This is a genomic window from Deltaproteobacteria bacterium (genome assembly GCA_023382265.1).
GTDB lineage: Bacteria > JAMCPX01 > JAMCPX01 > JAMCPX01 > JAMCPX01 > JAMCPX01.
Map to the genome: position 1 here is coordinate 60,034 of JAMCPX010000007.1, position 23,834 is coordinate 83,867.

27 protein-coding genes are annotated in these 23,834 nt (G+C 38.9%); 11 read left to right on the forward strand and 16 right to left on the reverse strand.

The features are described from left to right. Positions 1–6 precede the first annotated feature (6 nt). From nuoL to M1381_01240, 12 genes are all read right to left on the reverse strand, one after another. Positions 7–1,944 (reverse strand): NADH-quinone oxidoreductase subunit L, encoded by a 1,938-nt coding sequence (nuoL, locus tag M1381_01185; GenBank protein ID MCL4477702.1) that lies wholly within the window; start codon positions 1,942–1,944, stop codon positions 7–9. 4 nt (positions 1,945–1,948) lie between these two features. Next, positions 1,949–2,248, reverse strand: a complete 300-nt coding sequence (gene nuoK, locus M1381_01190) for an NADH-quinone oxidoreductase subunit NuoK (protein MCL4477703.1) — start codon at positions 2,246–2,248, stop codon at positions 1,949–1,951. Further along, positions 2,245–2,748: an NADH-quinone oxidoreductase subunit J gene (locus M1381_01195; protein MCL4477704.1), complete on the reverse strand. Its 504-nt coding sequence runs from the start codon at positions 2,746–2,748 to the stop codon at positions 2,245–2,247. Before M1381_01195 ends, nuoK begins: the two co-directional genes overlap by 4 nt. Beyond that, the gene (locus tag M1381_01200) at positions 2,745–3,275 is read right to left on the reverse strand and encodes an NADH-quinone oxidoreductase subunit I (protein ID MCL4477705.1); all 531 of its coding nucleotides are present in this window, start codon (positions 3,273–3,275) and stop codon (positions 2,745–2,747) included. The genes M1381_01195 and M1381_01200 overlap by 4 nt, the downstream gene beginning before the upstream one ends. Positions 3,276–3,277: 2 nt before the next feature. Then, entirely contained in the window at positions 3,278–4,357 is a 1,080-nt protein-coding gene (nuoH, locus tag M1381_01205) for an NADH-quinone oxidoreductase subunit NuoH (protein MCL4477706.1), read from the reverse strand. After that, positions 4,351–5,985, reverse strand: coding sequence for a 2Fe-2S iron-sulfur cluster-binding protein (locus M1381_01210; protein MCL4477707.1), 1,635 nt, complete (start codon positions 5,983–5,985; stop codon positions 4,351–4,353). Before M1381_01210 ends, nuoH begins: the two co-directional genes overlap by 7 nt. 4 nt (positions 5,986–5,989) lie before the next feature. Next, positions 5,990–7,261 (reverse strand): NADH-quinone oxidoreductase subunit NuoF, encoded by a 1,272-nt coding sequence (gene nuoF / locus M1381_01215; protein ID MCL4477708.1) that lies wholly within the window; start codon positions 7,259–7,261, stop codon positions 5,990–5,992. Continuing rightward, positions 7,261–7,737: an NADH-quinone oxidoreductase subunit NuoE gene (gene nuoE, locus M1381_01220; protein MCL4477709.1), complete on the reverse strand. Its 477-nt coding sequence runs from the start codon at positions 7,735–7,737 to the stop codon at positions 7,261–7,263. The genes nuoF and nuoE overlap by 1 nt, the downstream gene beginning before the upstream one ends. After that, positions 7,734–8,921: an NADH dehydrogenase (quinone) subunit D gene (gene nuoD / locus M1381_01225; GenBank protein MCL4477710.1), complete on the reverse strand. Its 1,188-nt coding sequence runs from the start codon at positions 8,919–8,921 to the stop codon at positions 7,734–7,736. Before nuoD ends, nuoE begins: the two co-directional genes overlap by 4 nt. Beyond that, positions 8,921–9,310: an NADH-quinone oxidoreductase subunit C gene (locus tag M1381_01230; GenBank protein ID MCL4477711.1), complete on the reverse strand. Its 390-nt coding sequence runs from the start codon at positions 9,308–9,310 to the stop codon at positions 8,921–8,923. The genes nuoD and M1381_01230 overlap by 1 nt, the downstream gene beginning before the upstream one ends. A 115-nt stretch (positions 9,311–9,425) precedes the next feature. After that, positions 9,426–9,923, reverse strand: a complete 498-nt coding sequence (locus M1381_01235; GenBank protein MCL4477712.1) for an NADH-quinone oxidoreductase subunit B — start codon at positions 9,921–9,923, stop codon at positions 9,426–9,428. Further along, positions 9,914–10,279, reverse strand: coding sequence for an NADH-quinone oxidoreductase subunit A (locus tag M1381_01240; protein ID MCL4477713.1), 366 nt, complete (start codon positions 10,277–10,279; stop codon positions 9,914–9,916). The genes M1381_01235 and M1381_01240 overlap by 10 nt, the downstream gene beginning before the upstream one ends. A 167-nt stretch (positions 10,280–10,446) precedes the next feature. Between M1381_01240 and M1381_01245 the strand changes: the two genes are divergently transcribed. Next, complete coding sequence (locus M1381_01245) at positions 10,447–10,758, forward strand: hypothetical protein (GenBank protein ID MCL4477714.1); 312 nt, start codon at positions 10,447–10,449, stop codon at positions 10,756–10,758. Between the two features lie 755 nt (positions 10,759–11,513). On the opposite strand, the gene M1381_01250 is transcribed toward M1381_01245, so the two are convergent. The 4 genes from M1381_01250 to M1381_01265 are packed head-to-tail and all read right to left on the reverse strand — an operon-like array spanning position 11,514 to position 15,520. After that, complete coding sequence (locus tag M1381_01250) at positions 11,514–13,016, reverse strand: transglutaminase-like domain-containing protein (protein ID MCL4477715.1); 1,503 nt, start codon at positions 13,014–13,016, stop codon at positions 11,514–11,516. 50 nt (positions 13,017–13,066) lie between these two features. Next, the gene (locus M1381_01255) at positions 13,067–13,891 is read right to left on the reverse strand and encodes a hypothetical protein (protein ID MCL4477716.1); all 825 of its coding nucleotides are present in this window, start codon (positions 13,889–13,891) and stop codon (positions 13,067–13,069) included. Between the two features lies 1 nt (position 13,892). After that, positions 13,893–14,750 carry a UTP--glucose-1-phosphate uridylyltransferase GalU gene (gene galU / locus M1381_01260; GenBank protein ID MCL4477717.1) on the reverse strand — a complete coding sequence of 286 codons (858 nt, stop codon included), beginning with the start codon at positions 14,748–14,750 and terminating at the stop codon, positions 13,893–13,895. A gap of 2 nt (positions 14,751–14,752) precedes the next feature. After that, positions 14,753–15,520 carry a tRNA 2-thiocytidine(32) synthetase TtcA gene (locus M1381_01265; GenBank protein ID MCL4477718.1) on the reverse strand — a complete coding sequence of 256 codons (768 nt, stop codon included), beginning with the start codon at positions 15,518–15,520 and terminating at the stop codon, positions 14,753–14,755. 71 nt (positions 15,521–15,591) lie between these two features. On the opposite strand from M1381_01265, the gene M1381_01270 reads away from it, so the two are divergent. From M1381_01270 to M1381_01315, 10 genes are all read left to right on the forward strand, one after another. Continuing rightward, positions 15,592–15,933 carry a P-II family nitrogen regulator gene (locus tag M1381_01270; protein ID MCL4477719.1) on the forward strand — a complete coding sequence of 114 codons (342 nt, stop codon included), beginning with the start codon at positions 15,592–15,594 and terminating at the stop codon, positions 15,931–15,933. A gap of 6 nt (positions 15,934–15,939) precedes the next feature. Continuing rightward, positions 15,940–17,109 carry a peptidoglycan DD-metalloendopeptidase family protein gene (locus M1381_01275; GenBank protein MCL4477720.1) on the forward strand — a complete coding sequence of 390 codons (1,170 nt, stop codon included), beginning with the start codon at positions 15,940–15,942 and terminating at the stop codon, positions 17,107–17,109. Between the two features lie 15 nt (positions 17,110–17,124). After that, positions 17,125–18,219, forward strand: a complete 1,095-nt coding sequence (gene alr / locus M1381_01280; protein ID MCL4477721.1) for an alanine racemase — start codon at positions 17,125–17,127, stop codon at positions 18,217–18,219. Between the two features lie 65 nt (positions 18,220–18,284). Beyond that, positions 18,285–19,067, forward strand: coding sequence for an ABC transporter permease (locus M1381_01285; GenBank protein ID MCL4477722.1), 783 nt, complete (start codon positions 18,285–18,287; stop codon positions 19,065–19,067). 3 nt (positions 19,068–19,070) lie between these two features. After that, complete coding sequence (locus M1381_01290) at positions 19,071–19,823, forward strand: ABC transporter ATP-binding protein (GenBank protein ID MCL4477723.1); 753 nt, start codon at positions 19,071–19,073, stop codon at positions 19,821–19,823. Between the two features lies 1 nt (position 19,824). Next, entirely contained in the window at positions 19,825–21,300 is a 1,476-nt protein-coding gene (locus M1381_01295) for an MCE family protein (GenBank protein ID MCL4477724.1), read from the forward strand. Positions 21,301–21,491: 191 nt separating this feature from the next. Then, positions 21,492–22,025, forward strand: coding sequence for a ribosome-associated translation inhibitor RaiA (gene raiA, locus M1381_01300; protein MCL4477725.1), 534 nt, complete (start codon positions 21,492–21,494; stop codon positions 22,023–22,025). Continuing rightward, a complete protein-coding gene (locus tag M1381_01305) occupies positions 22,009–22,566 on the forward strand; it encodes a hypothetical protein (GenBank protein MCL4477726.1) in 558 nt (185 codons plus the stop codon). Before raiA ends, M1381_01305 begins: the two co-directional genes overlap by 17 nt. Further along, positions 22,556–23,428, forward strand: coding sequence for an RNase adapter RapZ (gene rapZ / locus M1381_01310; GenBank protein MCL4477727.1), 873 nt, complete (start codon positions 22,556–22,558; stop codon positions 23,426–23,428). The genes M1381_01305 and rapZ overlap by 11 nt, the downstream gene beginning before the upstream one ends. Before the next feature lie 2 nt (positions 23,429–23,430). Further along, positions 23,431–23,832 carry a hypothetical protein gene (locus tag M1381_01315; GenBank protein MCL4477728.1) on the forward strand — a complete coding sequence of 134 codons (402 nt, stop codon included), beginning with the start codon at positions 23,431–23,433 and terminating at the stop codon, positions 23,830–23,832. Positions 23,833–23,834: the final 2 nt, after the last annotated feature.

A 23,834-nucleotide genomic window follows, 5' to 3' on the forward strand; every position in this document is an offset into this window, starting at 1 on the left:
ATCATCCTACCTCAACACAAAGTATGCAAACAATGCAAAAACACCAACCAAAAATACGAGTACGTATATCTGGAAATCACCTGTCTGAATCTTTTTTAGTTTTGAAGATGTCCATTTTGTAATCGCAGCTGAGCCATTTACAGTACCGTCCACGATCCATACATCGAAGAACCTCCATAGAATATTTTCCGATAACCACATCATGGGCTGTATAATAATTGCATTGTATATCTCATCGACATAGTATTTGTTTAACAGCAAAGTGTATAAACCGTCCGAGCCTTGTGCGATCTTCTTTGCGGTATCTCCTTTTGTCTTAATGTATATAAACCATGCCATAAATAATCCTGCAAAAGCCATGATAATAGAGCCAATCATAAGGAATGATTCTATTGATACACCCGCTTCAGGTACCGCTGCATTATTGAATACCGGTGCAAGATAATTGGCGAAGAGATCAGAGTTGTTCCATCCAAAAATATGCCCGAGGAGCGGGGGTATGCCAATATACCCGCCTATAACGGAAAGAACGGCAAGGACGATTAAAGGTATTGTCATGATCCCCGGCGATTCATGAATATGTTCCTGTACATGGTGATCAGCCCTGCTCTCTCCATAGAATGTCATATAAACAAGCCTGAATATGTAAAAGGCCGTTAAAAGTGCTGTTATGAATCCAAGTGCCCAGACCACAGTGTGCCCTGATGTATAAGCTGCCGATAGTATACTGTCTTTACTGAAAAATCCCGAAAGACCGGGGATACCCGATATTGCAAGGGCTGCTGCAAGAAATGCTGCATGGGTAACTGGGATTTTGTTTTTTAGACCGCCCATCTTTCTCATATCCTGTTCACCGGACATGGCGTGGATCACACTGCCTGCTCCGAGAAAGAGTAATGCCTTAAAAAATGCATGTGTCATAAGATGGAATATCCCTGCGCTAAACGCACCTACACCTACACCAATAAACATATATCCGATCTGGCTAATCGTAGAATATGCAAGTACGCGTTTTATATCATTCTGGACAAGCCCTATGGTTGCTGCATAGAGTGCTGTTAATCCGCCCACCACAGCGACTACTTCAAGAGCAAAAGGAGCAAGCTGATACAAAAAGTTCATTCTTGCTATCATATAAACACCCGCCGTTACCATTGTTGCTGCATGGATCAATGCACTCACAGGCGTAGGGCCTTCCATCGCATCCGGCAGCCACACATAGAGAGGCAGCTGTGCAGACTTCCCGGTTGCACCAAAAAATAAGAGTATACCCACGATCGTTAATATCTGAGGTGAGATAAGGTTTATGTGTGCTTGCATTGTTCTAAAATCAAATGTATAAATGCCCTTTGATGCAAACGCCGATGCAAGCAAAAATAAACCCAATAGAAATCCATAGTCTCCAACCCTGTTTGTTATAAATGCCTTTTTACCCGCATTGGCTGCAGAGTCTTTTTCATACCAGAATCCTATTAACAGGTATGAGCATAAACCCACCCCCTCCCATCCGACAAACATGAGTACGATATTTGACGATAGGACAAGAAGCAGCATTGAGAACATAAACAAGTTCAGGTATGCAAAGTACCTTGCGTATCCCTTGTCCTCATGCATGTAACCCACAGAATATACATGAATCAAGAACCCAACCCCAGTTACAACAAGTGCCATCACTGAACTGAGTTGATCAAACATAAGTTTAAAATCAATAGTAAGTGAGCCTGCATTTATCCATGTATAAACATGATCAACCAAAAGCCTCTGCTCGGCAGGCATACCCAATAGAATAAAGAACAGGTAAGACGAGGTTAAAAAGCTCAACAGAATGGCTGTACTGGCGACCCATGAAACAGCCTTATTGCCGAGCCTTTTGCCGATCATGCCGTTTATTACAAACCCGAGGAGCGGGAATATCAAAATATATCTTATAATGTTCAGTTCCATTGTATTACCATTTTAACTGCTTTAGATCGTCGATTTTCAGCATGCCGGATGTTTTATAAATCCTTACAAGAAGCGCCAGGGCTATTGCTGTTTCTGCTGCCGCAATGGTTATCACCATTATTACAAATATCTGTCCGTCCAGTGTGTGCAGGTACTTTGATACAGATACAAACAGGATGTTTACGGCATTAAGCATGAGCTCAAGAGAAACAAGCATAATGATAATATTCCTGCGCATTGCAACACCTATCATCCCTATTACGAAAAGGATGAAACTTAAAATAACGAGCATCTGATAACTCATTGATCCCTCTTCTTTTTTATAAATGTAAGTGCGCCAAATATACCCACAAGCAGCACAAATGATGCAAGTTCAAAAGGTAAAAGATAATATTTAAGCAGGCTAAACCCGATATTCTGTGCAGAGCCGAATCCACTTATCACAAAACCCTCGGGCATCTTAAAGACGGCCCGTGCCATGTAGAACCCTATTACCGCTATAAGCATTATTATAAGATAAGACGCTATAGAGGCAGGTTTAAATTTAATAAATGCGTGATCAGATTTCCTTAAATTAAACATCATTATAACAAAGAGGAATAGAATAAGCATCGCTCCAACATACACTATGATCTGAACGGCGGCTAAAAATGGTGCATCAAGCAGGATAAAAACAAAAGCGGTTAAAAAGAAAGAAACACCCATTGAGAGAGTACTGTAAAGAGGATTGGTAGATAGAATGGCATACAGATAGGATAAGATCAGCAGCACCGACAGAATATACATTAAAACGGTACCTATCATTTTGCCACCATCCTCAGGTCGGTTTTTTGCAGAACTAACTTTGGCCGCTGTTCCGCCACAAGACTATAAAAATCTGTCATGATTATTGCATTCTCGGGACACGCTTCAACACAGTATCCACAGTATGCACATCTTGTAAGATCAACCTCAAAAATTTTTGGGCTTCTCTCTTTTCTCGGATCCGGGGATTCTTCCGGCTCAATATATATCGCAAAAAAAGGACATACAGTTTCGCACATCTTGCACGCAACGCATCGTCCGAGATCTCCGTCTACAACAAGAGCGTGCTTGCCTCTAAAATCCGTTGTAAGTTCTATCCTTTCAACGAACTCCTGAGCATCCTTATCCATTACCTTTATTATGCTTCTTCTCTGTCCTCTAATTTCAAGTCTCTCTTCGGGATAGTTTATTGCAAATTTCTTTCTTCTGAAGAAGTGTGTAATTGTAACACCAAGTCCCTTTATAATCTCAATGAGATAAACGGCTTCCTTAAATTTATATCTTTTTTTATCTGTCTGATTTACCATATCTAAATAACCCTCAACATCATAAGAACGGCTGTTATAACGATGTTTAAAAGTGCAAGCGGGATTAATAGTTTCCAGCCAAGCGCTGTTAATTGATCAAATCTGAATCTCGGCAGTGTCCATCTTATCCACAGGAATAAGAACAGGAAAAATACTGTCTTCACGACGAATGACAAAATCCGGAGTATCGCCACAATCCAGTTCGGCATATATAAAATCCCGAGCTTTGGGAAAATAAAGCCTATGCTGTGAAGATAAGGTACCTGGTATCCGCCAAAGTAGAGTGTTGCAAGCAAGGCTGATGCTGTAATTATGTTTGCATATTCACCCATAAAAAAGAAAGCAAACTTCATACTTGAATACTCTGTATGATACCCGCCAACAAGTTCTGATTCGGCTTCCGGCAGATCAAACGGGACTCTGTTTGTCTCCGCAAAAACGCTTACAATAAAAAGTATAAATCCAAGCGGCTGAACCAATATACCCCATTTCGGAATTACACCAAACCACAGATTACCCTGATACTGGGCAATTTTATTCAATTGTAATGAGCCGTAAACCATTATTATCCCTATCACAGATAGCCCCATTGCAATTTCGTAGCTTATAAATTGAGATGCCGATCTGAGCCCGCCAAGTAAAGAAAACTTGTTGTTTGACGACCAGCCTCCCATTATGATTCCGAATATCCCGATGCCGGCAACTGCAAATATATAAAGTATGCCGACATTAAAATCTGCAATCTGGAGATGTATAGTTTTACCAAACAGCGTTAAATTCCCGCCAAATGGAACAACCGCGAATGTAAGTATCGCTGGAACTATGATCAAAATCGGTGCAACGATAAAGAGAAACCTGTTCACTTCAGCCGGTACTACATCTTCTTTCATCAGGAACTTAACTCCATCCGCAACTGGCTGTAACAATCCATAAGGTCCAACCCTGTTCGGACCGTACCTATCCTGAATAAAAGCGCTTATCCTTCTTTCTGCAAGTGTCAACAATGCAACCGTGCTTATAAGTACACCAAACACTATAAGGATCATTACTGTGTATATTATAATTGTTGTATAATTTACCATAACCTGCCGGCTGCTTTTTTAAGATAAAGTTCTTTTGAGAGCTCTTCTGCTTTCACATCCTTGAAAAAGGGTATAGTATCAACCATTGTTTTTAAAACCTGATCAAAGCTGCCAAGCCCCTTACCCATAATGTTGTACACAATGCTGTTAAGGATATCGAGGTCATTCATTGAATGTTTTGATTCATTTACAGCCTTTTTCAACCTTTGAACCATACCATCTTTATTTGTATAAGTTCCATCTTTTTGTGCAAAATTTACCCCAGGTAAAATCACGTGCGCTTTTTCCATCCATTCCGAGCTTTTGAAGTCTTCAACAATCACAAACGGCATTGCAGCAACAGCATCTCCATATTTATCAAGCTGATCAAATACTGGACCAAGTATATATATAAGACTGGGCTTTGATTTTAAAACATCCTCAATATCAATTAGCTTAATGCCGTACCAGTTTGCAACCTCTTTAACACCTCTCACATTTGGTGCCTGAACACCTTTACGCAGTTTAAGGTTTTGTTTGTCCATGCCAAATTCTTTTGCTTCCGAGAAGTTTATTATACCTATAGATAATGCTCCTGTATATTTTAAAAGATGCATGAACGCATATGCCTCTTCATTTGTAGCATAAGGCGAAATAATGCCTGAAACACCGTGTCCGCTGTCTTTTATTTTTTCAGCTACAAAACCGAGTAATTCGTTCCATGCATTTTTTTTCGGTTCAAACCTGTTTACGGGTTCATCAATCACACGGAACTGGATCATCTTTTTATAGTTAAATCTGCCATCATCACATATAAATCCACTCCTTAGTATCGCATTTATAAGCGGATCCGGATAGATAGCCGCAACATCCCTATTGGGATGGGTATGTATGGTTGTGATCTTTGGATTCCTCGACCTCACCCTGTAAACCGTAAACATCTTTGCATCAACGTATATCGGGCAGCCTGCCTCACACAATGGACAGATCGTTTCTGTTGTCCTTAAATTGAATACCCTCTCATTAAATCTGAAATCTCTTGTTGTTAATGCACCTACAGGACAGATATCGGCTATGTTCCCTATATAACCATAGGTCAACTGCTTGCCCGGAAAAGTTGTTATCTCAGAGCTTGTACCCCTGTACATTACAGCCAATTCTTCTGTCCCAACAATCTCCCTGTAGTATCTTACACATCTCTCACACATAATGCATCTTTCCGGATCATAAGCTATGTGCTCGCTTAGTTCAATATGGTCCCTAAGCTCTTTTGGTTCTATAAAACTGCTCTTATCAGGCCCATATTTATGAGTGTAATCCTGAAGGACACATTCACCCGCTTGATCGCAATCGGGACAGTCAAGAGGATGGTTTGTTAATATAAATTCAAGTATAGCCTTTCTTGCCTCTTTTACACGCTCTGTTGTTGTTTTTACAACCATCCCTTCCGTTGCAACCGTGGTACAGGAGGTTTGCAGCTTTGGCATTTTTTCAATCTCTACAAGACACATCCTGCACAACCCGCCGCTCTGAAAGGATTCATGATAGCAGAAATGGGGAATCTCAATTCCATTAGCTCTTGCCGCCTCAAGCACCGTAGCACCCTGTTCTGCAGTTATTTTTTTACCGTCTATTTCAAATATAGGCATAAATTCATTCCTTGCTCAGTGGACATTTTTTTGCACTCACGTGCGTATGAAATTCTTGTTTAAACTTTTTCAGAAACCCAAGCATCATCATCGCTGCTGCATCACCAAGAGGACATAAGGTATTACCCATAATGTTATTAGAAACCCTTTCAAGCAGTTCTATATCCCCCTGTCTGCCTTCACCATGCTCAAGCCTATCAAGGATCTTCTTCATCCAGACGGTTCCCTCCCTGCACGGAGTGCACTGACCGCATGACTCATCCGCATAAAAATCGGCAAGTATGAGTGATTGTTTTACCATACAGGTACTCTCATCCATCACAATAACGGCACCAGATCCTAACATTGAGCCTATCTGCGGCAAAGAATCGAAATCCATTTTTACATCTATCTCTTCGGGCAATAGAACCGGCGTAGATGAACCGCCAGGGATAACACCCTTTAATTTTTTGTCATCCCTTATTCCTCCTGCATAATTATATATTATTTCCCTTAGAGATGTGCTCATGGGTAGTTCATACACACCCGGCTTTTTAACATGTCCGCTTATACCGTAAAGTTTTGTGCCTGTGTTTTTCGGGGGAAAACCTATAGATGCATACCATTGGCTGCCTTTTTTTATAATGGATGGAACGGATGCAAGGGTTTCTACGTTGTTAACAACTGTTGGTTTTTTAAATACACCAACAACAGCAGGGAATGGCGGTCTAACCCTTGGGTTTCCGCGTTTGCCTTCTATGGATTCAATTAAACCTGTTTCCTCACCGCATACATAGGCACCGGCACCTCTGTGAACAATAATATCTAACCTATAGTTTGTTCCAAATAATCCCTCACCAAGCATGCCGTGCTGTCTTGCCTGCGCTACGGCAGATTCCAGTATCGCTGCACCTTTTGCAAACTCACCCCTTATATATATATATGAAAGCTCTGAATTAATCGCATAGCTTGCTATGATCATACCTTCTATCAACAGATGCGGATTCTTCTCTATAATCTCCCTATCCTTAAATGTACCAGGCTCACTTTCATCAGCATTACAACACAGGTATCTTGGTCCTTTAAAATCCTTTGGTACAAAGCTCCATTTCATCCCGGCAGGGAACCCTGCTCCACCCCTGCCTCTAACGCCCGACTTCTTAACCTCTTCTATAACCTGATCAGGGGTCATTGATGTTAATGCCTTTTTTGCAGACTCATAGCCACCTATTGCTAAATAATTCGATATATCGGTTAGCCTTGAACCTTCTACATGTTTAAATAATATCTGCTCCATTATTTCTTCTTAAGCTCCTCAATAATCTCTCTTATTTTATCCTTTGTAATCTGTTCATGATAATCATCGTTGATCTGTACAACAGGCCCGAATCCACACGCACCAAGACATTCCACGGCAGATAGGGTGAACATGTTATCCTTGGTTGTCTCACCCTTATCTATTTTTAATATAGATTTGATCTCTTTAAATACATCTTCCGAGCCTGAAAGGTTACACGAAATGTTTTTACATACCTGTATATGATACTTACCTATGGGTTTCCGGTTATACATTATATAAAAAGTTGCAACTCCGTATACCTTTGCAGGCGAAATATCAATTAATTCAGCAATATACTCCATTGCCTCTAAAGAAACATATCCGAATTCTTTCTGTGCTAAATGAAGAATAGGTAAGAGGCATGCCTCCTTGGTAGAATATTTACTCCTTAGTTCATCCACCTTTTTCAACGCTGCCTGTGAAAACCTGATCATCTGTCAAGCTCCCCTGCTACGATATTAAGGCTCCCGAGTATTGCAACCGCATCCGATATCAGGTGTCCCTTGATCATTTCAGGAAATGCCTGAAATATTGCAAAACATGGCGGTCTTATCTTAATCCTGTATGGATACTGCCCGCCATCACTCACTATATAAAAACCAAGCTCCCCGTTTGCTGCCTCTGTACCGAAATATACATAACCAGGCTTTGCCTTAATTCCATACATGATAAGCATGAAGTGATGTATAAGACCTTCCATTGTATTATAAACCTGTTCCTTTGGCGGCAGTGTTATATGAGGGTCATCAACATTAACAGGTCCGTCGGGTAATTTATTTATAGCCTGTTCGATAATCCTCAAGCTCTGCCTCATCTCTTCCATCCTTACAAGATATCTGTCATAAGTATCCCCGTTTTCTCCTGTTGGTATATCGAATGTAAAATCCTCATAACTTGAGTATGGCTGAGACTTCCTTAAATCCCATGCAAGACCTGTTGCTCTTAAAGTTGGGCCTGTAAAGCCCCAATCAAGTGCGCGCTCTGTTGTTACTGCACCTACATCTATGGTTCTGTCCATAAAGATCCTGTTTTTTGTTATGAGTTTGTCAACATCATTTATGGATTTAGGAATCTCTTTTAATAGATTCCTAACCATTGGGACAAAGTCATCCTCTACATCTCTTGCAAGTCCTCCAATCCTTGTAAAGGCTGTTGTAAGCCTTGCTCCTACGTTTCTCTCTATTACATCGTATATCCTTTCCCTTTCCTTGAAAAAGTAAAAGTAGTTAGTAAGAGCACCTATATCCACAACATTGGTTCCTATTGCTACAAGATGATCGGAAATCCTCGAGAGTTCATTCATTATGACCCTTATATACCGTGTGCGTTTAGGCACCTCTATGCCAAGCAGCTTTTCTACAGCAAGCGTATAAGAGATATTGTTCATTATTGGCGATACATAGTTGAGCCTATCTGTTAAAGGGATAAAACCATGGTATGTTCTATATTCGGCCATCTTTTCTGTACCGCGATGAAGATAGCCTATCTCAAGCTCCGAATTAACAATAATCTCACCTTCAAGTTCTAACACTACTCTCAATGTTCCGTGGGTGGCATTATGGGATGGCCCCATGTTAAGAATCATTGTATCTTTTCTTTTTCTATTGAAGGTAAACATCAATACTCCCTTGTTCTTCTTTTATCCCATGGAGCATAACGTGTTTCAGGGGATTCTAACCCTCTTACAGGGAAGTCCTTTCTGAGCGGATGTCCTTCGAAATCCTCCGGCATCAATATCTTTTTCATGTTGGGATGCCCTGTAATCTTGATACCAAACATATCATACAGCTCCCTTTCAAACCAGTCTGCCCCAATCCATACACCTGTGACGCTTTCTATTGTATCCGCTTCATCAATATCTATCTCAATGTTGAGTCTATGATTTTTTATCGTTGAGAGGAGTATGTAAACAACCCTGAATCTCGGTGTTTGATTAAGGAAATCTATACCTGCTATATCAAGAAGCTGATTAAATTTAAAAGGTTCTTCTTCTTTAAGTGCTTTCATAACCCCGGAGAGGGCATCTTTTTTTACCCTTACCGCCCTTGGTCTAAATCCAAGTTCAATATTTAATATTTTATCTACGAATCTATTTTTTATCTCGTCTATTATATTATCCATACTATCTTATGGTTATTGACTTTCTTGGTCTTACCACGCTCTCTTTTTTTATAAGTTCTTGCAACCTCATAACAGCATCGACAAGTGCCTCTGGTCTTGGTGGACATCCTGTAACATAAATATCAACCGGTATGATCTTATCAATCCCCTGAAGCACAGAGTACGTGTCGTATATTCCGCCTGCTGTTGCGCATGATCCCATTGATAAAACCCATTTTGGTTCTGCCATCTGATCATATATTTTCTTTAGAACAGGAGCCATTTTATTTGTTACTGTTCCTGCCACAAAAAGCAGATCCGATTGTCTAGGTGAAAACCTCATTGCCTCAGCACCAAACCTCGCGAGATCGTATCTTGTCCCTACAAGTGCCATAAATTCTATTGCACAGCATGCTGTACCGAAAGGCATGGGCCATAATGAATTTTTCCTTGACCAGTTTACAAACTCGTCAAGTTTTGTTGTAAATACATTATCACCGAGTTTTTCTTCTAATCCCATTCAAATGCACCCTTTTTCCATGCATACACAAAACCTACAAGAACTATAAGGATAAAAAACCCCATCTCTGCCATGCCGAAGATACCCATCGGCCTTGATATAACTGCCCATGGATAAAGAAAGATCACCTCAACATCAAAAACAAGAAACATCAGCGCAATAACATAATATCTTACAGGAAAGCTCGTTCGTGCATCGCCGACAGGCTCTACCCCGCATTCATAGGGCGAGAGTTTTTCTTTGCTTTTTACCTTTGGTCCAATAAGAGCAGAAAGTAACAGTGTAACTACCGCAAAGCCTACAGCGATTACCGAGTATATTGCTATATTTATAAAACTGTACCTTTCCATATACATAGCTAACTCTCATAAATTATAATTTTATCTCTTGTCAATAAAAAAATGGGATTGCTGTCATTTTTGTTAAATGCATTTTTTGGGCTAAAAATAGTAATGTGTTCCTATAACTGGGAATACACAGTCTACAATAAACCCAAAGGGTGTAAGCCTGATCAGGCGGCGAGGTGGCTTGTGAAGACAAAGATCCATGCACATTCACACCTGCATATTCAATCCCTGGCACCATCAGATCAATATTGAATCCTAAATGCTTTACACTCTCAAATGGAAAGAATTCACACCCAAGACCAACTGGAATAGCAATACCAGAAATGCTTGTATCGTACTTACTCGTGCCAACCCCGGATTTCGTAATGTTTGTATTGCTGGGGGGTGATACTATAGATTCCGGCGATTTCGTTTTTTTCGTGCATAGTGGCATACCTATTGCAGTAAGGAACATGCGGGGCATATCTCAGCACTGCATAATCTATTGAGGTAGTAGTACAAAAGCAGCCTTCGATAGTGGTTGGTGTGGAAATTGTCCCAATGGCCGTATGAATTTTTAAGTAGTGTCCATGTAGTATGATTTTGCTATTGGCAGTATTGGCTGTACCGGTTATAAAACTGATAAAGATTAATCTTATTACTATGTTTAATTTAATATTTCTTTTCATATCATTTTCATCACACAACCTGAGTAATGAAAAGGTCCTAAGATAAGCCCTATCATACTGATAGAACTTCTCTTTTCTTTACTCTCCGCATTGACAGCTTGGACTATCGTTACCATTTACTCCGTTAGAAGTTAGGCGGCTTATAACTATTTGCTCCATGAAATATCCCGCCTCTGATTGAGGAACTCCTAACGGAGTTTACTATATAATATACGCTATTTTAAAAATAATGATGGCTGGGTAATAACATATATACATAGGACTTAAACCTCGTTTTTATATGGAAGTGTATAGATATCAGGCGGATCGCACGACCAATGCCACGCATGGGTACCCCGAGCGAATAAGGAGATATCCTTATAGTTTTTTCGGGTTAATGGATTTATACGTTTTTACATAACCAACAATGTTGAAAAAAACATACTGAATATCATTGTAGGATTTGAATCCGCTATAACGCTGGTTTCCATCCGTTTTTACTAAAAATACTATAATCATATATTACATATTTTTATGCATTCATCAGGAGAGCTTTTTAGTTGAAATTTTGTCATTAAAAATTCAAAAGTGCACTTCTATTGGTTGGTTTGTATCTTCATAACATCAATCTGCAGTCTACCAACAACACCAAGTATGTCCATCCAGTTCGTGAGATTGCCAGTGGCAAGTATTATGTGTGTTGCATCGGCAGGAAATTCGCCAAGGGTTGGATCAACAGGCACCCATCCATCTAAATAAACAAGCGGCCATGCATGATAATAAAAATAGCCGTCATTCATAAGCACGATACCCATGGCCATTTTTGTCGGAACGCCGGCAGCTCTGGCAAGTGCAGTAAATAGTATTGTATGCGCCTTGCAATCACCTTCCGGTTTCTTAAGCAGGTCTATAGATCTTGGTATCATGACTGTAAAATTATCCTTTACATGTGTATAAACCCATCGGTTGATCAACTCAACAGCCTTTTTTGCATCCGTTTCTCCATGAAGAATCGATTTTGCTAATGCAATAATATCCGGATTATCGGCATTGATTATTGAGTTTGAATTAAGCGCATCATTGATTGATAAAGGACTGTTTTTTGTAATGCGATATGGTAATTTATAGGTTCCGATATGCGTAGTTGCAGATATATCTACAAGTCTGGATTGCACTGTTTGAAAACCTATTGATGGCAAAAATTCGTCTTTCGACAGACCGGACATATAAGCATACATGTGTGTTACTTGAGCAGGATATGTTACGGTTAAACCCTGGGCTTTAATGGCTGTTGCTGAAATAAGGTCCACATTCTCGCCACCCCATCCCTTTGTTAATGCCATATATTTTGGCTCGAGCACTGCGCGAAAGCCAAGCGGGCTTATTTCCTCTACCGTTTCACCTTGCGGTGTTATAAACATCGTTTCTTTCATATCTTTTATTGTTACTTCCAGTTTGTATGTATCAACGGGGTTGTTTAAAATGGTTTTCACTGCCTTGCCTAGAATCCTTACATTAACAGGCAGTTCCTGCTGCACGGTTGGATCAAAGATATGAAAATTATATTCACTCCTGCTGAAGCCGTCTTTGACTATCTTAAGGATGATACCATCTGAACTTAAAACAGGCTTTTTTAAAGTATACCTTTCCTGCGTGTTTCCTCCGATTCCATGCAGGTTTATTAAAAGAATATTACCATTAACTGTACCATCTGCTGCCATTTCCATGCCTGACGTTTTAAGTGAAAAACTGATGTGCCTTAAAAAATAATCTTTATCGGTTGCAGAATCGACAATGGTTGTAATGGTTTTCTCATGTCCCATAAGCATTATTCTCATAAACATTCTTTCCCTGAATACAAATCCGTTTTTTTGCGGAACAACCTGCTGATATTCATATCCTATCTTCTTGTTCCCTATATAAAGTCCCATCCACTGTGAAATGGGCGATAATCCTGTTTTTTTAATTGATGAAAAAGCCTTTGAATTGGTAAAATGTGGAATATGATTCCACGAAAACAAATATAACAGGCTTCCGGCCCATGCTAACAATATGAATGAATAGATCGATAGTTTTAGCGGTTTGTTTTTTATATCCATTTTTCAAAACCTACGCATTTGTTTCTGTATAGTCAACGGCATTATAAGCATCAGTATAATATAAATGGTGATAATGCAGGGCTATAAATCTTTAATTTCTTGATCTCCCGGGATGATAAGATCAATTCTTGGATCGGTTTGTCGTTTGTCAATAATACGGCTTGTGTAAAATCCCATTTTTGCAAAAGCGTATTGGAAGAGTAAAGCTCTACATTGTCAGGGAATGTCATTGTTTTCTCCGCATAACCCTTATTGGAGAATTCTCCTGGTTCGGGAAGCTGAGATACAGTATCCGTTATAAATGCGGATCTTAGATAAGATACAACGGCTGCTTCTGTATAATTGCTGTCATTTTTTATCCTGTACATTATAGGCACTGTTAATTCATTATCTATAAAAAGCTGAATTGAATCGCTGCCAATAATATAAGCTGCACGGTTGTTTGCAAGCCCATAAGCAACCTTTGCAGTATCAATATGCATTTTGTTAAAAACGTACAAAGGGTTTTTTGATAAATAAAGCCTTAAAATCGAGGCAAAGAGATCGTTTGTTGAAAAAACAGCAGGGGTTTGATTTAGGAGAACATTATTCACGAGGATTATTGGTTTTGAATCACCGTTTATGATTGTTACAACAGCCTTTGGGAAGTTATAATCCTGCCTCACATAGCCGGATGGGGTAATAATAACCCTTGTATTTACAGGCTGCGCCGAATAGCTATTACCGATGTTTAGATATGTCTTACCATAAAGAATTAAAGCCTTATAATCAGGGTTAGCCTTCATAATGTCCGCCATTTTAAATCCGGGTATAATAAATGCCGTTAAACAAAACACCGAGATTAATGTAAATAATAGGAATAGATTTTTTTTCATATTAAAAAGCCCTCAGATATTGTTGCAGCTTCTCTCTGAGCTCCTTTCTTTTCATTGCATAGGCAATATTCGCAAGCAAAAATCCAAACTTATCACCGCCATCGTATCTATATCCTTCAAACTGGTATCCCATCATACCTTGCCCTTTTAGCAATACCTTTAGTCCATCGGTAAGCTGGATTTCTCCGTCCGCACCCGGCTGTATGTTTTCAAGGATCGGAAAAATCTCGGGTGTAAGTATGTATCTCCCTATTATAGCAAGGTCGGAAGGGGCTTTTTCTGGTAAAGGCTTTTCTATCACATCATCGAGCATATATATCCTTTTTTCAACCTCCTTGCCTTTTATTATCCCATACCTTTGAATATCTTCTCTCGCCACCCTTTGAATCGCGATAACAGGCTTTGAATATTTATTATAAACCTCGACCATCTGCAAAAGGCATGGTTTTTGTGCGTCTATTATATCATCTCCGAGTATAACGGCAAACGGTTCATTTCCAATAATTTCTTTTGCCTGCAAAACAGCATGCCCGAGGCCCATCGGTTTTTTTTGTCTTATAGACACAATCTTTATAAGATTAGACAGACCATCCACTGAGCTAATAAGTTCTTGATTACCCTTCTTTCTTAAAGTGTCTTCAAGTTCATAATTTATATCAAAATGATCCTCTATAGCCTCTTTCCCGTGATTAACAATAAGTATCACAAGCTCTATTCCGGAAGCCTTCGCCTCCTCCACTATATACTGGATCATGGGTTTATCCACTATGGGTAAAAGCTCTTTGGGCACTGCTTTTGTTACAGGCAGGAACCTGGTTCCATAGCCTGCTGCCGGTATTATTGCCTTTTTTATTTTCATACCTACTCCTTTGCTATATTATCATTAAATAATCGTTTATCAAGAAGATAGTCTTTATTTACATGCTTTAGAGATGCGAAGATCGTATTCTTTATATACGGGTATTCCTTTTCAAGGTTTGATATCAAATTCCTGATCTTCCTTCTATTCTCAAGCCTACCCGACATCGATACAGGACATTCGGGATCGATCAAAGGTGCCTCAAGTGATACAGCATATTTAAGTGCATCTTTAGCTTTTACATAAATAAGCGGTCTTATAACCGTAACCTTGTAGTTACCGGAACGGCTTATAGCCGGCATAGCCTTAATCTGACCTGTAAAAAAAATATTTAAAAATAGTGTCTCTATGAGATCATCCATATTGTGTCCGAGCGCTATTTTATTGAACCCATGCTTTTGTGATAGGCTGTAGAGGTACCCTCTCCTCAATCTTGAGCATAAGGAGCACAAGAGTTTGTCTTCTTTGTTATATTCTACCGATATCCGCATGATCTCCGTACGTTCGATAATGTAATCATAGCTGTGCGACTTAAGGAATTGTTCAACAAGGTCGCTCCTCATTCCTGGTGCGCCAGTATCGATATGAACAGCTGTTAAATCATATTTAACCGGGGATCTGTGCCTCAACTTTTCAAGCGCGTCGAGCAGCGTATAGCTATCTTTGCCGCCTGATACGGCAACAAGTATTTTATCCCCTTCGTGTATCAGATCAAAATCACCTATTGCCCTGCCAACGGCTTTTACAATGTTACGATTATAAATATTCATAACTATTCTCTTATGCTTGATCTTTTTTTAAATATGGTCAATATATCAATAACCATTGAAAGAGGTGAATTATGTTAAAAAAAGTAGAGGCTATAATAAAACCGTTCAAACTTGACGAAGTTAAGGAAGCGCTTGGCGAAATCGGTATACAGGGACTTACGGTGATTGAGGTAAAAGGTTTTGGCAGACAAAAAGGGCATACGGATCTTTATCGGGGAGCAGAGTACGTCGTAGACTTCTTACCAAAAATAAAACTTGAAGTCGTTGTCCCTGAGGGAATTGTCCAAAAGGTTGTGGAAGCAATAAAGAACGGCGCTAAAACAGGAAAAATAGGCGACGGTAAAATCTTTGTTACCCCTGTAGAAGAAGCTGTAAGGATAAGAACTGGGGAAACAGGAGATAATGCTATTTAAATAACCTTGTATAGCCCAATAAGACAAAGTCACACAAAGTACGGCTTCCTCGTACTGTTTATCTTTACTGTTGTTTATTTTATTCCATCGTATGCTTACTGCAAGCACACTTCTAAGAACAGCAGTGAATATGTAAAGGGAAGACTTGAGAGGGTTAAAAAAAATATAGAATTAAAAAAAGAATCTATCCTTTTATCAAGACAAAAGGCATCAACAATTCTGAGTGAGCTTGATAATCTGGATAAAACCATAACTAATATAAATACCCAGATCAACGATATAACAACACAAAAGGCACAACTGTCCGATAAACTTGCAGATACCAAAACAAGAATCACTTCACTGAATAACAGTATAACCATTAAAAGGGCAGTTATAGACAAAAGGCTTGTTACGATTTTTAAATTAAAACAATCGGGCTATCTCTCTGTTTTACTCGCCGCCGATTCTGTATCGGATATGGAGAAAAGATATACACTGATGAATTGCATAATAAGGCAGGATGAAAAAGAGGTTAATACTTATCTTTCAGAACTGGATTCGTTAGCAGAAGCTAAGAAGACATACACGGATCAGTCATTACAGCTTGGGAAATTAAAGGATAATTTAAGTAAACACAAGGACCGGCTTTTGCAAACACACAACGATAAGGCTCATTTACTCGCACTTATCAATCACAATACTGCAATTGAAAAAAGAATATTAAGAGAACTTGAAAAATCAGCAGATACGCTTAAAAAAGCATTAAAATCGCTTGAACCGTCTTCGGGCAGCATATCGGGTTTTGCTGCAATGAAAGGCAGGCTGCCATTACCTGTTAATGGAAAGATATTACAAAGTTTTAGAGACAGGTTATTAAATGAAATGTCAATTAAAGGTATCCTATTTAAAGTTACAAAAGATTCTAATATAAAAGTCGTATATCCCGGTAAGATAGTATGGGCAGAATGGCTTAGAGGATATGGAAATACAATTATTGTTGATCACGGAGATAGGTATTTTACCATATATTCACATGTTGATAAAATAGACATGAAGGTCGGGGAAAGTGTCAAAGCAGGTGATGTGATAGGTAATGTCGGGGATACAGGACTTAGTTCAGGGAAAACCCTATACTTTGAGATACGTCACGGAGAGAATACGCTGAATCCCCTGAAATGGTTAAAGATAAGGTGAAATGGAGTTATTTTTATGAATAATTCATACACTTATGCTATAGTATCACTCAAAGCGATCAAACAAAATCTATCCACTATAAAACATTTACTTAATCCGGAGACACCGGTTATGGGTGTCGTTAAATCTGATGCCTATGGCCATGGGATTATTGAAGTATCGCATGCACTTGAAGATGCAGGAATAAATACATTGGGCATTGCCTTTGTCAACGAAGGGATAAAACTGAGAAAAGCAGGTATATATTTGCCTATTTATGTTTTATCGGGTTTTCAAAAAGGCGAAGAGGAGGCAGTTATAAAAAACAATCTGATCCCTTTTGTATATAATACGGAGCAGATAAAATCTCTTAATAAAACAGCGGCAAAATTAAGGAAACATACAGCAGTTCATCTAAAGTTTGATACAGGCATGGGCAGACTTGGTTTTTTAGAATCAGACAAAGGAGAGATCGAGAAGATACTGGCACATACTTCAAATATAAATATTACCGGTATTGCATCACACCTTTCAGACGCCTTGAACTCCCCATCTTATTCAAGGATGCAAATAAATAGATTCGGGAATTTATACAAATGGCTAAAGGGGATACCGGGGCACCAAAATATTACAGGGCATATAGCAAATACGGGTGCTCTTATAGCTTATCCTGAGTCCCAATTTGATATGGTAAGGGTTGGAATAGGGCTTTACGGTTATGGAGATAAAAATCTTACTCCTGCAATGTCAGTTTTCACAAGTTTGATATCTGTCAAGATGTTAAAAAAAGGCACTTATATAAGCTACGGCAGGACAGCCAGGCTAAGGCATGATACGCGTATCGGCGTTTTGCCGATCGGATATGCAGATGGATACAACAGAATGCTCTCTAACAAAGGATGGGTAGGGATCAATGGAAAAAAGGCTTATACATCCGGTGTTGTTACAATGAACCATACAATGGTAAAGCTTGATGATATTAAAGCAAAGATCTATGATAGGGTATTAGTAATGGGTAAGGACAAGGGTGTGAGCATCACTGCAGAAGATATAGCCGAAAGCTGTTCAACGATAAGCTATGAGATATTATGCGCCCTCGGCTCACACATCAGGAAACAATACAAGAGTTGATAGAGGTTCTGTTTATCTTTACAAAATGAACTTTAGTTTATAATATATCGTTATGCATAAAATCTATGACTATTAATCCTTTCAATATTTTTAAATATACCGGAGAAAAGGTACAATTATTACTGGAAGAGCTTGGCGGTATGACCGTCACCTTTGGTGAGGCAGTGGTTTTACTGTTCGTCCCTCCCATCAGACAAAAGTTGTATCTCAAACAAATGGAATTCATAGGTGTGCAGTCAAGTTTTATTGTTTTATTAACTGGTTTATTCACAGGCATGGTTTTTGCATTACAAACCTCCTATGCGTTTAAACTGTTCGGTGCAGAAAACCTCATCGGCCCGTCTGTTGCATTGTCACTCGCAAGAGAGCTTGGTCCTGTATTAACCGCCTTAATGGTCACAGGCAGGGTTGGCTCTGCTATGGCTGCCGAACTTGGCACAATGAAGGTTACAGAACAGATAGATGCACTTTACACGATGAACATAAATCCTGCTCAATACCTTATATCTCCAAGGGTTATCTCTTCAATAATCATGTTACCGATGCTTACGGTTTTGTTTGATTTTATAGGGATACTGGGCAGTTATTTTATGGCTACTGCTCTTTTAAAACTGAACGGCGAGAGTTTTATTAATAGTACTATCTATATGTTAGATATAAAAGACATTTATGTGGGACTTTTAAAGGCAGCAGTGTTTGGCGCCATCATTGCGACTGTTGGATGCTACAAAGGCTATTACGCGGGAAAAGGCGCAGAAGGCGTCGGCAAGGCGGCCACACAGGCGGTTGTAATTTCTTCTGTTTCGATACTGATCGCGGATTATATTTTAACAGCACTTTTATTTTAAGATATGAAGATAGATATCAAATCATTAAAGAAATCGTTCGGTTCACATATAGTTCTTGATGGAATCGATCTTACGATAGAAGATGGTAAAACCACCGTTATAATAGGACAAACAGGCTGTGGTAAAAGTGTCCTTATAAAACACATTATTGGTTTACTAAAGCCCGATGACGGACAAATACTTATAGACGGGGTAGAATTTACAAATATGAAAGGCAAGGAGTTTTCTAATATTATAAAGAATTTCGGTGTTTTGTTTCAGAATGCTGCACTCTTTGATTCAATGACAACGGGTGAGAATGTAGCCTTTCCTCTGATAGAACATACCAAATTGTCAAAAAAAGAGATCGATAAAAAGGTAGAAGAAAAACTCGCAATAGTGGGGCTTAAAGGGGTTGAACAACTTTATCCTTCAGAACTGAGCGGCGGCATGAAGAAACGTGTGGGTCTTGCAAGGGCAATTGCACTTGATCCAAAGATGCTTATCTTTGACGAACCTACAACAGGGCTTGATCCTGTTATGAGTGATACAATAGATAACCTTATTGTAGACACACAAAAGCACCTCGGGGTAACGAGTATTGTTATAAGCCATGATATACAGGGCACATTTAAAATAGCTCACAGGATTGCAATGCTTTACAAAGGCAAAGTTGTTTTGTACGGTAGTCCTGATGATTTTAAGAATACTGAAAACCCTATTGTCAGACAGTTCCTTGAAAGAAGAGCAGAAGGACCCTTACAGGTAGAGGTTTAATATGAATAAAGGTATGCCTACAGATATAAAGGTTGGGATATTTACTTTAGCAGTGCTTTTGATCCTGTTATGGATTACATTCCGGATAAGCAGCGGCTCTATTTTTGGAAGAACAGAGGGGTATGAGTTAAAAGCGGAATTTCATAATGCACAGGGAATTAATACAAAGACCGGTGTGTTCCTTGCAGGCATAAAAATAGGATACGTGGATGATATAAAATTAAAGGATGATAAAGCACTTATTACATTAAGAATAGAACCCGGTGTTAAAATAGAGGAAAACGCACAGGCTATAATAAGGACAAAAGGACTGCTCGGTGAGCGGTATATAGAAATAGTTCCAGGCAAACAAACAGCAGAGCCATTACGACCCGGAGGTACCATCTATTTTACAGAGTCACCGCCTGATTTTGAAGAGGTTCTGAATAAACTTAATAATATAGCATTCAATCTTGAGTCTGTCACACACAGCTTAAAAGATGTATTTGGCGGTAATAATGGAGAGAAAAACCTTCAGGAGATAGTTGATAATCTTAATAAAACCCTTGCACATATGAATCATCTGGTTGTGACAACGGATAAAAATTTAAATAGAACGCTCGTATCATTAAATACATTTACAGACAACTTACGGGACCAGGGACCCGACATCCTTAGTAATCTAAAGCTGGTTTCAGGGGATCTCCATGAAATTATAGCTAAAAACAAAGGCAACGTTAACACCCTAATAGATCGCATAAGTAAGGCTAGTGAAAAGCTTGATAAAACGCTTGGAAATCTTGAAGTTATTACTCAGGATGTTAGAGAAGGTAAGGGAGCCATTGGTAAACTTCTTACTGATAAAAAAACTGCCGAACAGGTATCACATGCCATAAGAGGTATAAACAATATGGTAGGCGGTACATCAAGATTTCAGACCATTATAGACTATAGAGGAGAATACCAATTCCAGTTTAAAAATTTCAAAAGTTATCTTAACCTGAGACTGCAGCCCACACCTGATAAATATTTTTTACTCGGTATAGTTGATGATCCAGCCGGATATGTTTCAAAATCTACAAATTATACCTACACTCAGGTTAATAATGGTCCTGTCCAGCAAACACAAACGGTAACACAAAATGTTACGAGTCAATTAAAATTGAATGCAGAAATAGCAAAAAGGATATCGTATTTTACATTCAGGGGAGGGATAATAGAATCAACCGGTGGGGTGGGAATCGATATTCATACACCTTATGAACCGGCATGGCTAAGCCTTGAGATGTATAACTTTAATAGTAATCAACATCCAACACTTAAGGCAATGATGAGCATATCGATACTACGGTATTTTATCCTTTCGGGTGGTATGACGGACATAGCCAATAAAGATTCAAGAACATGGTTTCTTGGCCTAGGCTTGAGTTTTAATGATGAAGATCTAAAAAACATCTTCGGTCTTGCGGCAAGTACTACTTATGTTAATACCAAATAAGTCTCTTGTCTGTATATCAACTTACAATTTGAAGCGATAATAGAAACGGTGAGGAGAATAAAAACAGCAGTGGTTTATGATACCATGAATTACCGTAATACAAGCTTTTAAACAACGAAGTCCAAAAAACAGTTGAAATCAGGCAAGGCTTGACATATTTTAGTATTAGAATAAAAAAACAGGAGGCAGTTATGAACATTCAAGCAACCTTCAGACATATCCCACCATCCGACGCCGTTAAGCAGTATGCAGAGGAAAAGATCAAAAAGATAGCTTCAAACCTAAAGGAGCCTGTAGAAATACATATCATCTTTTTACAGGAAAAGAAAAATAATGCCGTTGAACTTACGTTAACATCACCCGGTACAGAATTGCATGCAAAGGAAGAGGGCATAGACATGTACGCTGCAATAGACATTATATATGACAAACTTTCCAAACAAATTACAAAACTAAAAGAAAAGAAAAAAAACCACTATGCTTCAAGATCTATTAAACACATTGCACAGGAAGAGGATAATTCAGAAGAGAGTGATATCGTTGTCATTCCCGATAAAGAATATTTTATAAAACCCATGACAACCGAGGAAGCCGTTTTACAATTAGATATTGTAAAAGAGTCATTCCTTGTATATCTTGATGCGGAAGAACAAAAAGTGAATGTGATATTCAAAAAAGATGATGGAAACTACGGACTCATAGAAACAGGTGCACGCTATAAATAAAAACATTAAAACCGTCCGTATCCACGGTGTTCTTGTATCAATAAAGAACGTTGGTGTACTTATTACAGGAAGAAGTGGTATAGGGAAAAGTGAGTGTGCCCTCGAACTCCTAATGCGCCAGTACAAACTTATCGCAGATGACCTGGTCATTGTATCTCTTGACGATCGAGGGCTATACGGTGCCGCAGATCCCCTTATAAAGGGCTACCTTGAATTGCATGGCCCGGGTATAATCAAAATAAAATCTCATTTTGGTGAGAAAGCACTTGCTAATAAAAAAGAAATCAAAATGATTATAGAGTTTGTTGATTGGGAACGGTATAAGAATAAAGAGATAAGGGGATTTTTAAAACAGCAATATCGTACGCTTCTCGGGAAAGAACTTCCATTAATAAAACTGCCGGTAAGTCCTGGCAGGGACATGGCATCACTCGTAGAGGTGTCGGTAACAAGTTTCCTCCTAAAAAAAAGCGGTAACAGAGAAACAAAAGAGCTTGAAGAGAGGATACTGAAAAGAACCAATAACGCACATGCAGGATAAACAGCATTTAAACATCGTTATAATAACGGGGATGTCCGGCTCAGGCAAAACAAGCGCAATGGCCATATTGGAGGATGCAGGCTTTTTTTGTATCGATAATATCCCCGTACAATTAATTCCAAAATCCATCGAACTCATTGAGGCATCAAAAGAGGATATTAAAAATGCAGCACTCTCAATTGATGTACGAGGCAGAGGCTTTTTTACAGACCTTGTTAGCGAAATCATAAAACTAAAATCAACAAATAAAGTTACAATAATTTTCCTTGACTCTTCGGACAATGTTTTGCTCAAGAGATACAGTGAAACAAGAAGAAAACATCCGCTTGCTCATGACATTCCGATTGAGCATGGTTTTGCTCTTGAAAGAAAATATCTTGAAGAGATAAAAAGCCAGGCGGATCACATCATAGATACATCCAATTTTACGGTACATGATTTAAAAAGAGAATTAAGGTTATTGATAAAGCAGATGTCGAAAGAAAAATCAATGACCATAGTTTTACAATCCTTTGGATACAGGTATGGAATACCTTTAGACTCAGATATCATCTTTGATATAAGATTTTTGCAAAACCCTTACTTTGTGGAATCTCTTAAAAAACTGTCCGGGTTAGATAATGCCGTGATTGACTACATCAAAAACAATAATACCACAAAAGAATTTTTAGAACTTATAAGACAGTATGTAGGATTTTCAATTCCGCTTTATGAGTCGGAGGGAAAAGGCTATTTGACAATTTCTTTCGGCTGCACGGGTGGAAGACACAGGTCGGTTACCATTGTAGAGGAGGTAAGAGGTATGATAGAATCCATTGGATACAAACCCGTGGTAAAACACAGAGATATTGAAAAGGGGTAAGCATGATTGGTATCGTTATCGTAGCGCATGGACAGCTTGCCACTGAGCTTCTAAATACTACAGAGTTCATAATTGGAAAAATAGAACATATAGTATCCGTTATGACCGATCCAAAACAGTCTGTAGAAGTCTTGAGAGAAGAGCTTGCCAATGCCATAAATGAGGTTAATACAGGTAATGGGGTACTCATTCTTACAGATATGTTTGGAGGCACACCGTCGAACATAAGCCTTTCATTCCTGGATGAAGGAAAAGTTGAGGTGCTTGCAGGCGTTAATCTGCCCATGCTTATAAAGCTTGTTTCCAGTGATAGAAATATCCCTTTAAAAAGGTTGGCACATCTGATAAAAGATTATGGTAAAAAGAACGTAATACTTGCAACAGAGGTATTAAATAAAGGGTGACC

Bases quoted from the DNA above. Each gene is read 5' to 3' on its own strand.
- M1381_01315 (MCL4477728.1), top strand. From the start codon at position 23,431: ATGATTGGTATCGTTATCGTAGCGCATGGACAGCTTGCCACTGAGCTT.
- M1381_01265 (MCL4477718.1), bottom strand. From the start codon at position 15,520: ATGAATATTTATAATCGTAACATTGTAAAAGCCGTTGGCAGGGCAATA.
- M1381_01290 (MCL4477723.1), top strand. From the start codon at position 19,071: ATGAAGATAGATATCAAATCATTAAAGAAATCGTTCGGTTCACATATA.
- nuoH (MCL4477706.1), bottom strand. From the start codon at position 4,357: ATGGTAAATTATACAACAATTATAATATACACAGTAATGATCCTTATA.
- M1381_01200 (MCL4477705.1), bottom strand. From the start codon at position 3,275: ATGGTAAATCAGACAGATAAAAAAAGATATAAATTTAAGGAAGCCGTT.
- M1381_01295 (MCL4477724.1), top strand. From the start codon at position 19,825: ATGAATAAAGGTATGCCTACAGATATAAAGGTTGGGATATTTACTTTA.
- M1381_01240 (MCL4477713.1), bottom strand. From the start codon at position 10,279: ATGTATATGGAAAGGTACAGTTTTATAAATATAGCAATATACTCGGTA.
- M1381_01210 (MCL4477707.1), bottom strand. From the start codon at position 5,985: ATGCCTATATTTGAAATAGACGGTAAAAAAATAACTGCAGAACAGGGT.
- alr (MCL4477721.1), top strand. From the start codon at position 17,125: ATGAATAATTCATACACTTATGCTATAGTATCACTCAAAGCGATCAAA.
- nuoE (MCL4477709.1), bottom strand. From the start codon at position 7,737: ATGATCAGGTTTTCACAGGCAGCGTTGAAAAAGGTGGATGAACTAAGG.
- nuoF (MCL4477708.1), bottom strand. From the start codon at position 7,261: ATGGAGCAGATATTATTTAAACATGTAGAAGGTTCAAGGCTAACCGAT.
- M1381_01270 (MCL4477719.1), top strand. From the start codon at position 15,592: ATGTTAAAAAAAGTAGAGGCTATAATAAAACCGTTCAAACTTGACGAA.
- M1381_01255 (MCL4477716.1), bottom strand. From the start codon at position 13,891: ATGAAAAAAAATCTATTCCTATTATTTACATTAATCTCGGTGTTTTGT.
- M1381_01285 (MCL4477722.1), top strand. From the start codon at position 18,285: ATGACTATTAATCCTTTCAATATTTTTAAATATACCGGAGAAAAGGTA.
- nuoL (MCL4477702.1), bottom strand. From the start codon at position 1,944: ATGGAACTGAACATTATAAGATATATTTTGATATTCCCGCTCCTCGGG.
- M1381_01195 (MCL4477704.1), bottom strand. From the start codon at position 2,748: ATGATAGGTACCGTTTTAATGTATATTCTGTCGGTGCTGCTGATCTTA.
- M1381_01235 (MCL4477712.1), bottom strand. From the start codon at position 9,923: ATGGGATTAGAAGAAAAACTCGGTGATAATGTATTTACAACAAAACTT.
- M1381_01250 (MCL4477715.1), bottom strand. From the start codon at position 13,016: ATGGATATAAAAAACAAACCGCTAAAACTATCGATCTATTCATTCATA.
- rapZ (MCL4477727.1), top strand. From the start codon at position 22,556: ATGCAGGATAAACAGCATTTAAACATCGTTATAATAACGGGGATGTCC.
- M1381_01230 (MCL4477711.1), bottom strand. From the start codon at position 9,310: ATGAAAGCACTTAAAGAAGAAGAACCTTTTAAATTTAATCAGCTTCTT.
- raiA (MCL4477725.1), top strand. From the start codon at position 21,492: ATGAACATTCAAGCAACCTTCAGACATATCCCACCATCCGACGCCGTT.
- nuoD (MCL4477710.1), bottom strand. From the start codon at position 8,921: ATGTTTACCTTCAATAGAAAAAGAAAAGATACAATGATTCTTAACATG.
- nuoK (MCL4477703.1), bottom strand. From the start codon at position 2,248: ATGAGTTATCAGATGCTCGTTATTTTAAGTTTCATCCTTTTCGTAATA.
- galU (MCL4477717.1), bottom strand. From the start codon at position 14,750: ATGAAAATAAAAAAGGCAATAATACCGGCAGCAGGCTATGGAACCAGG.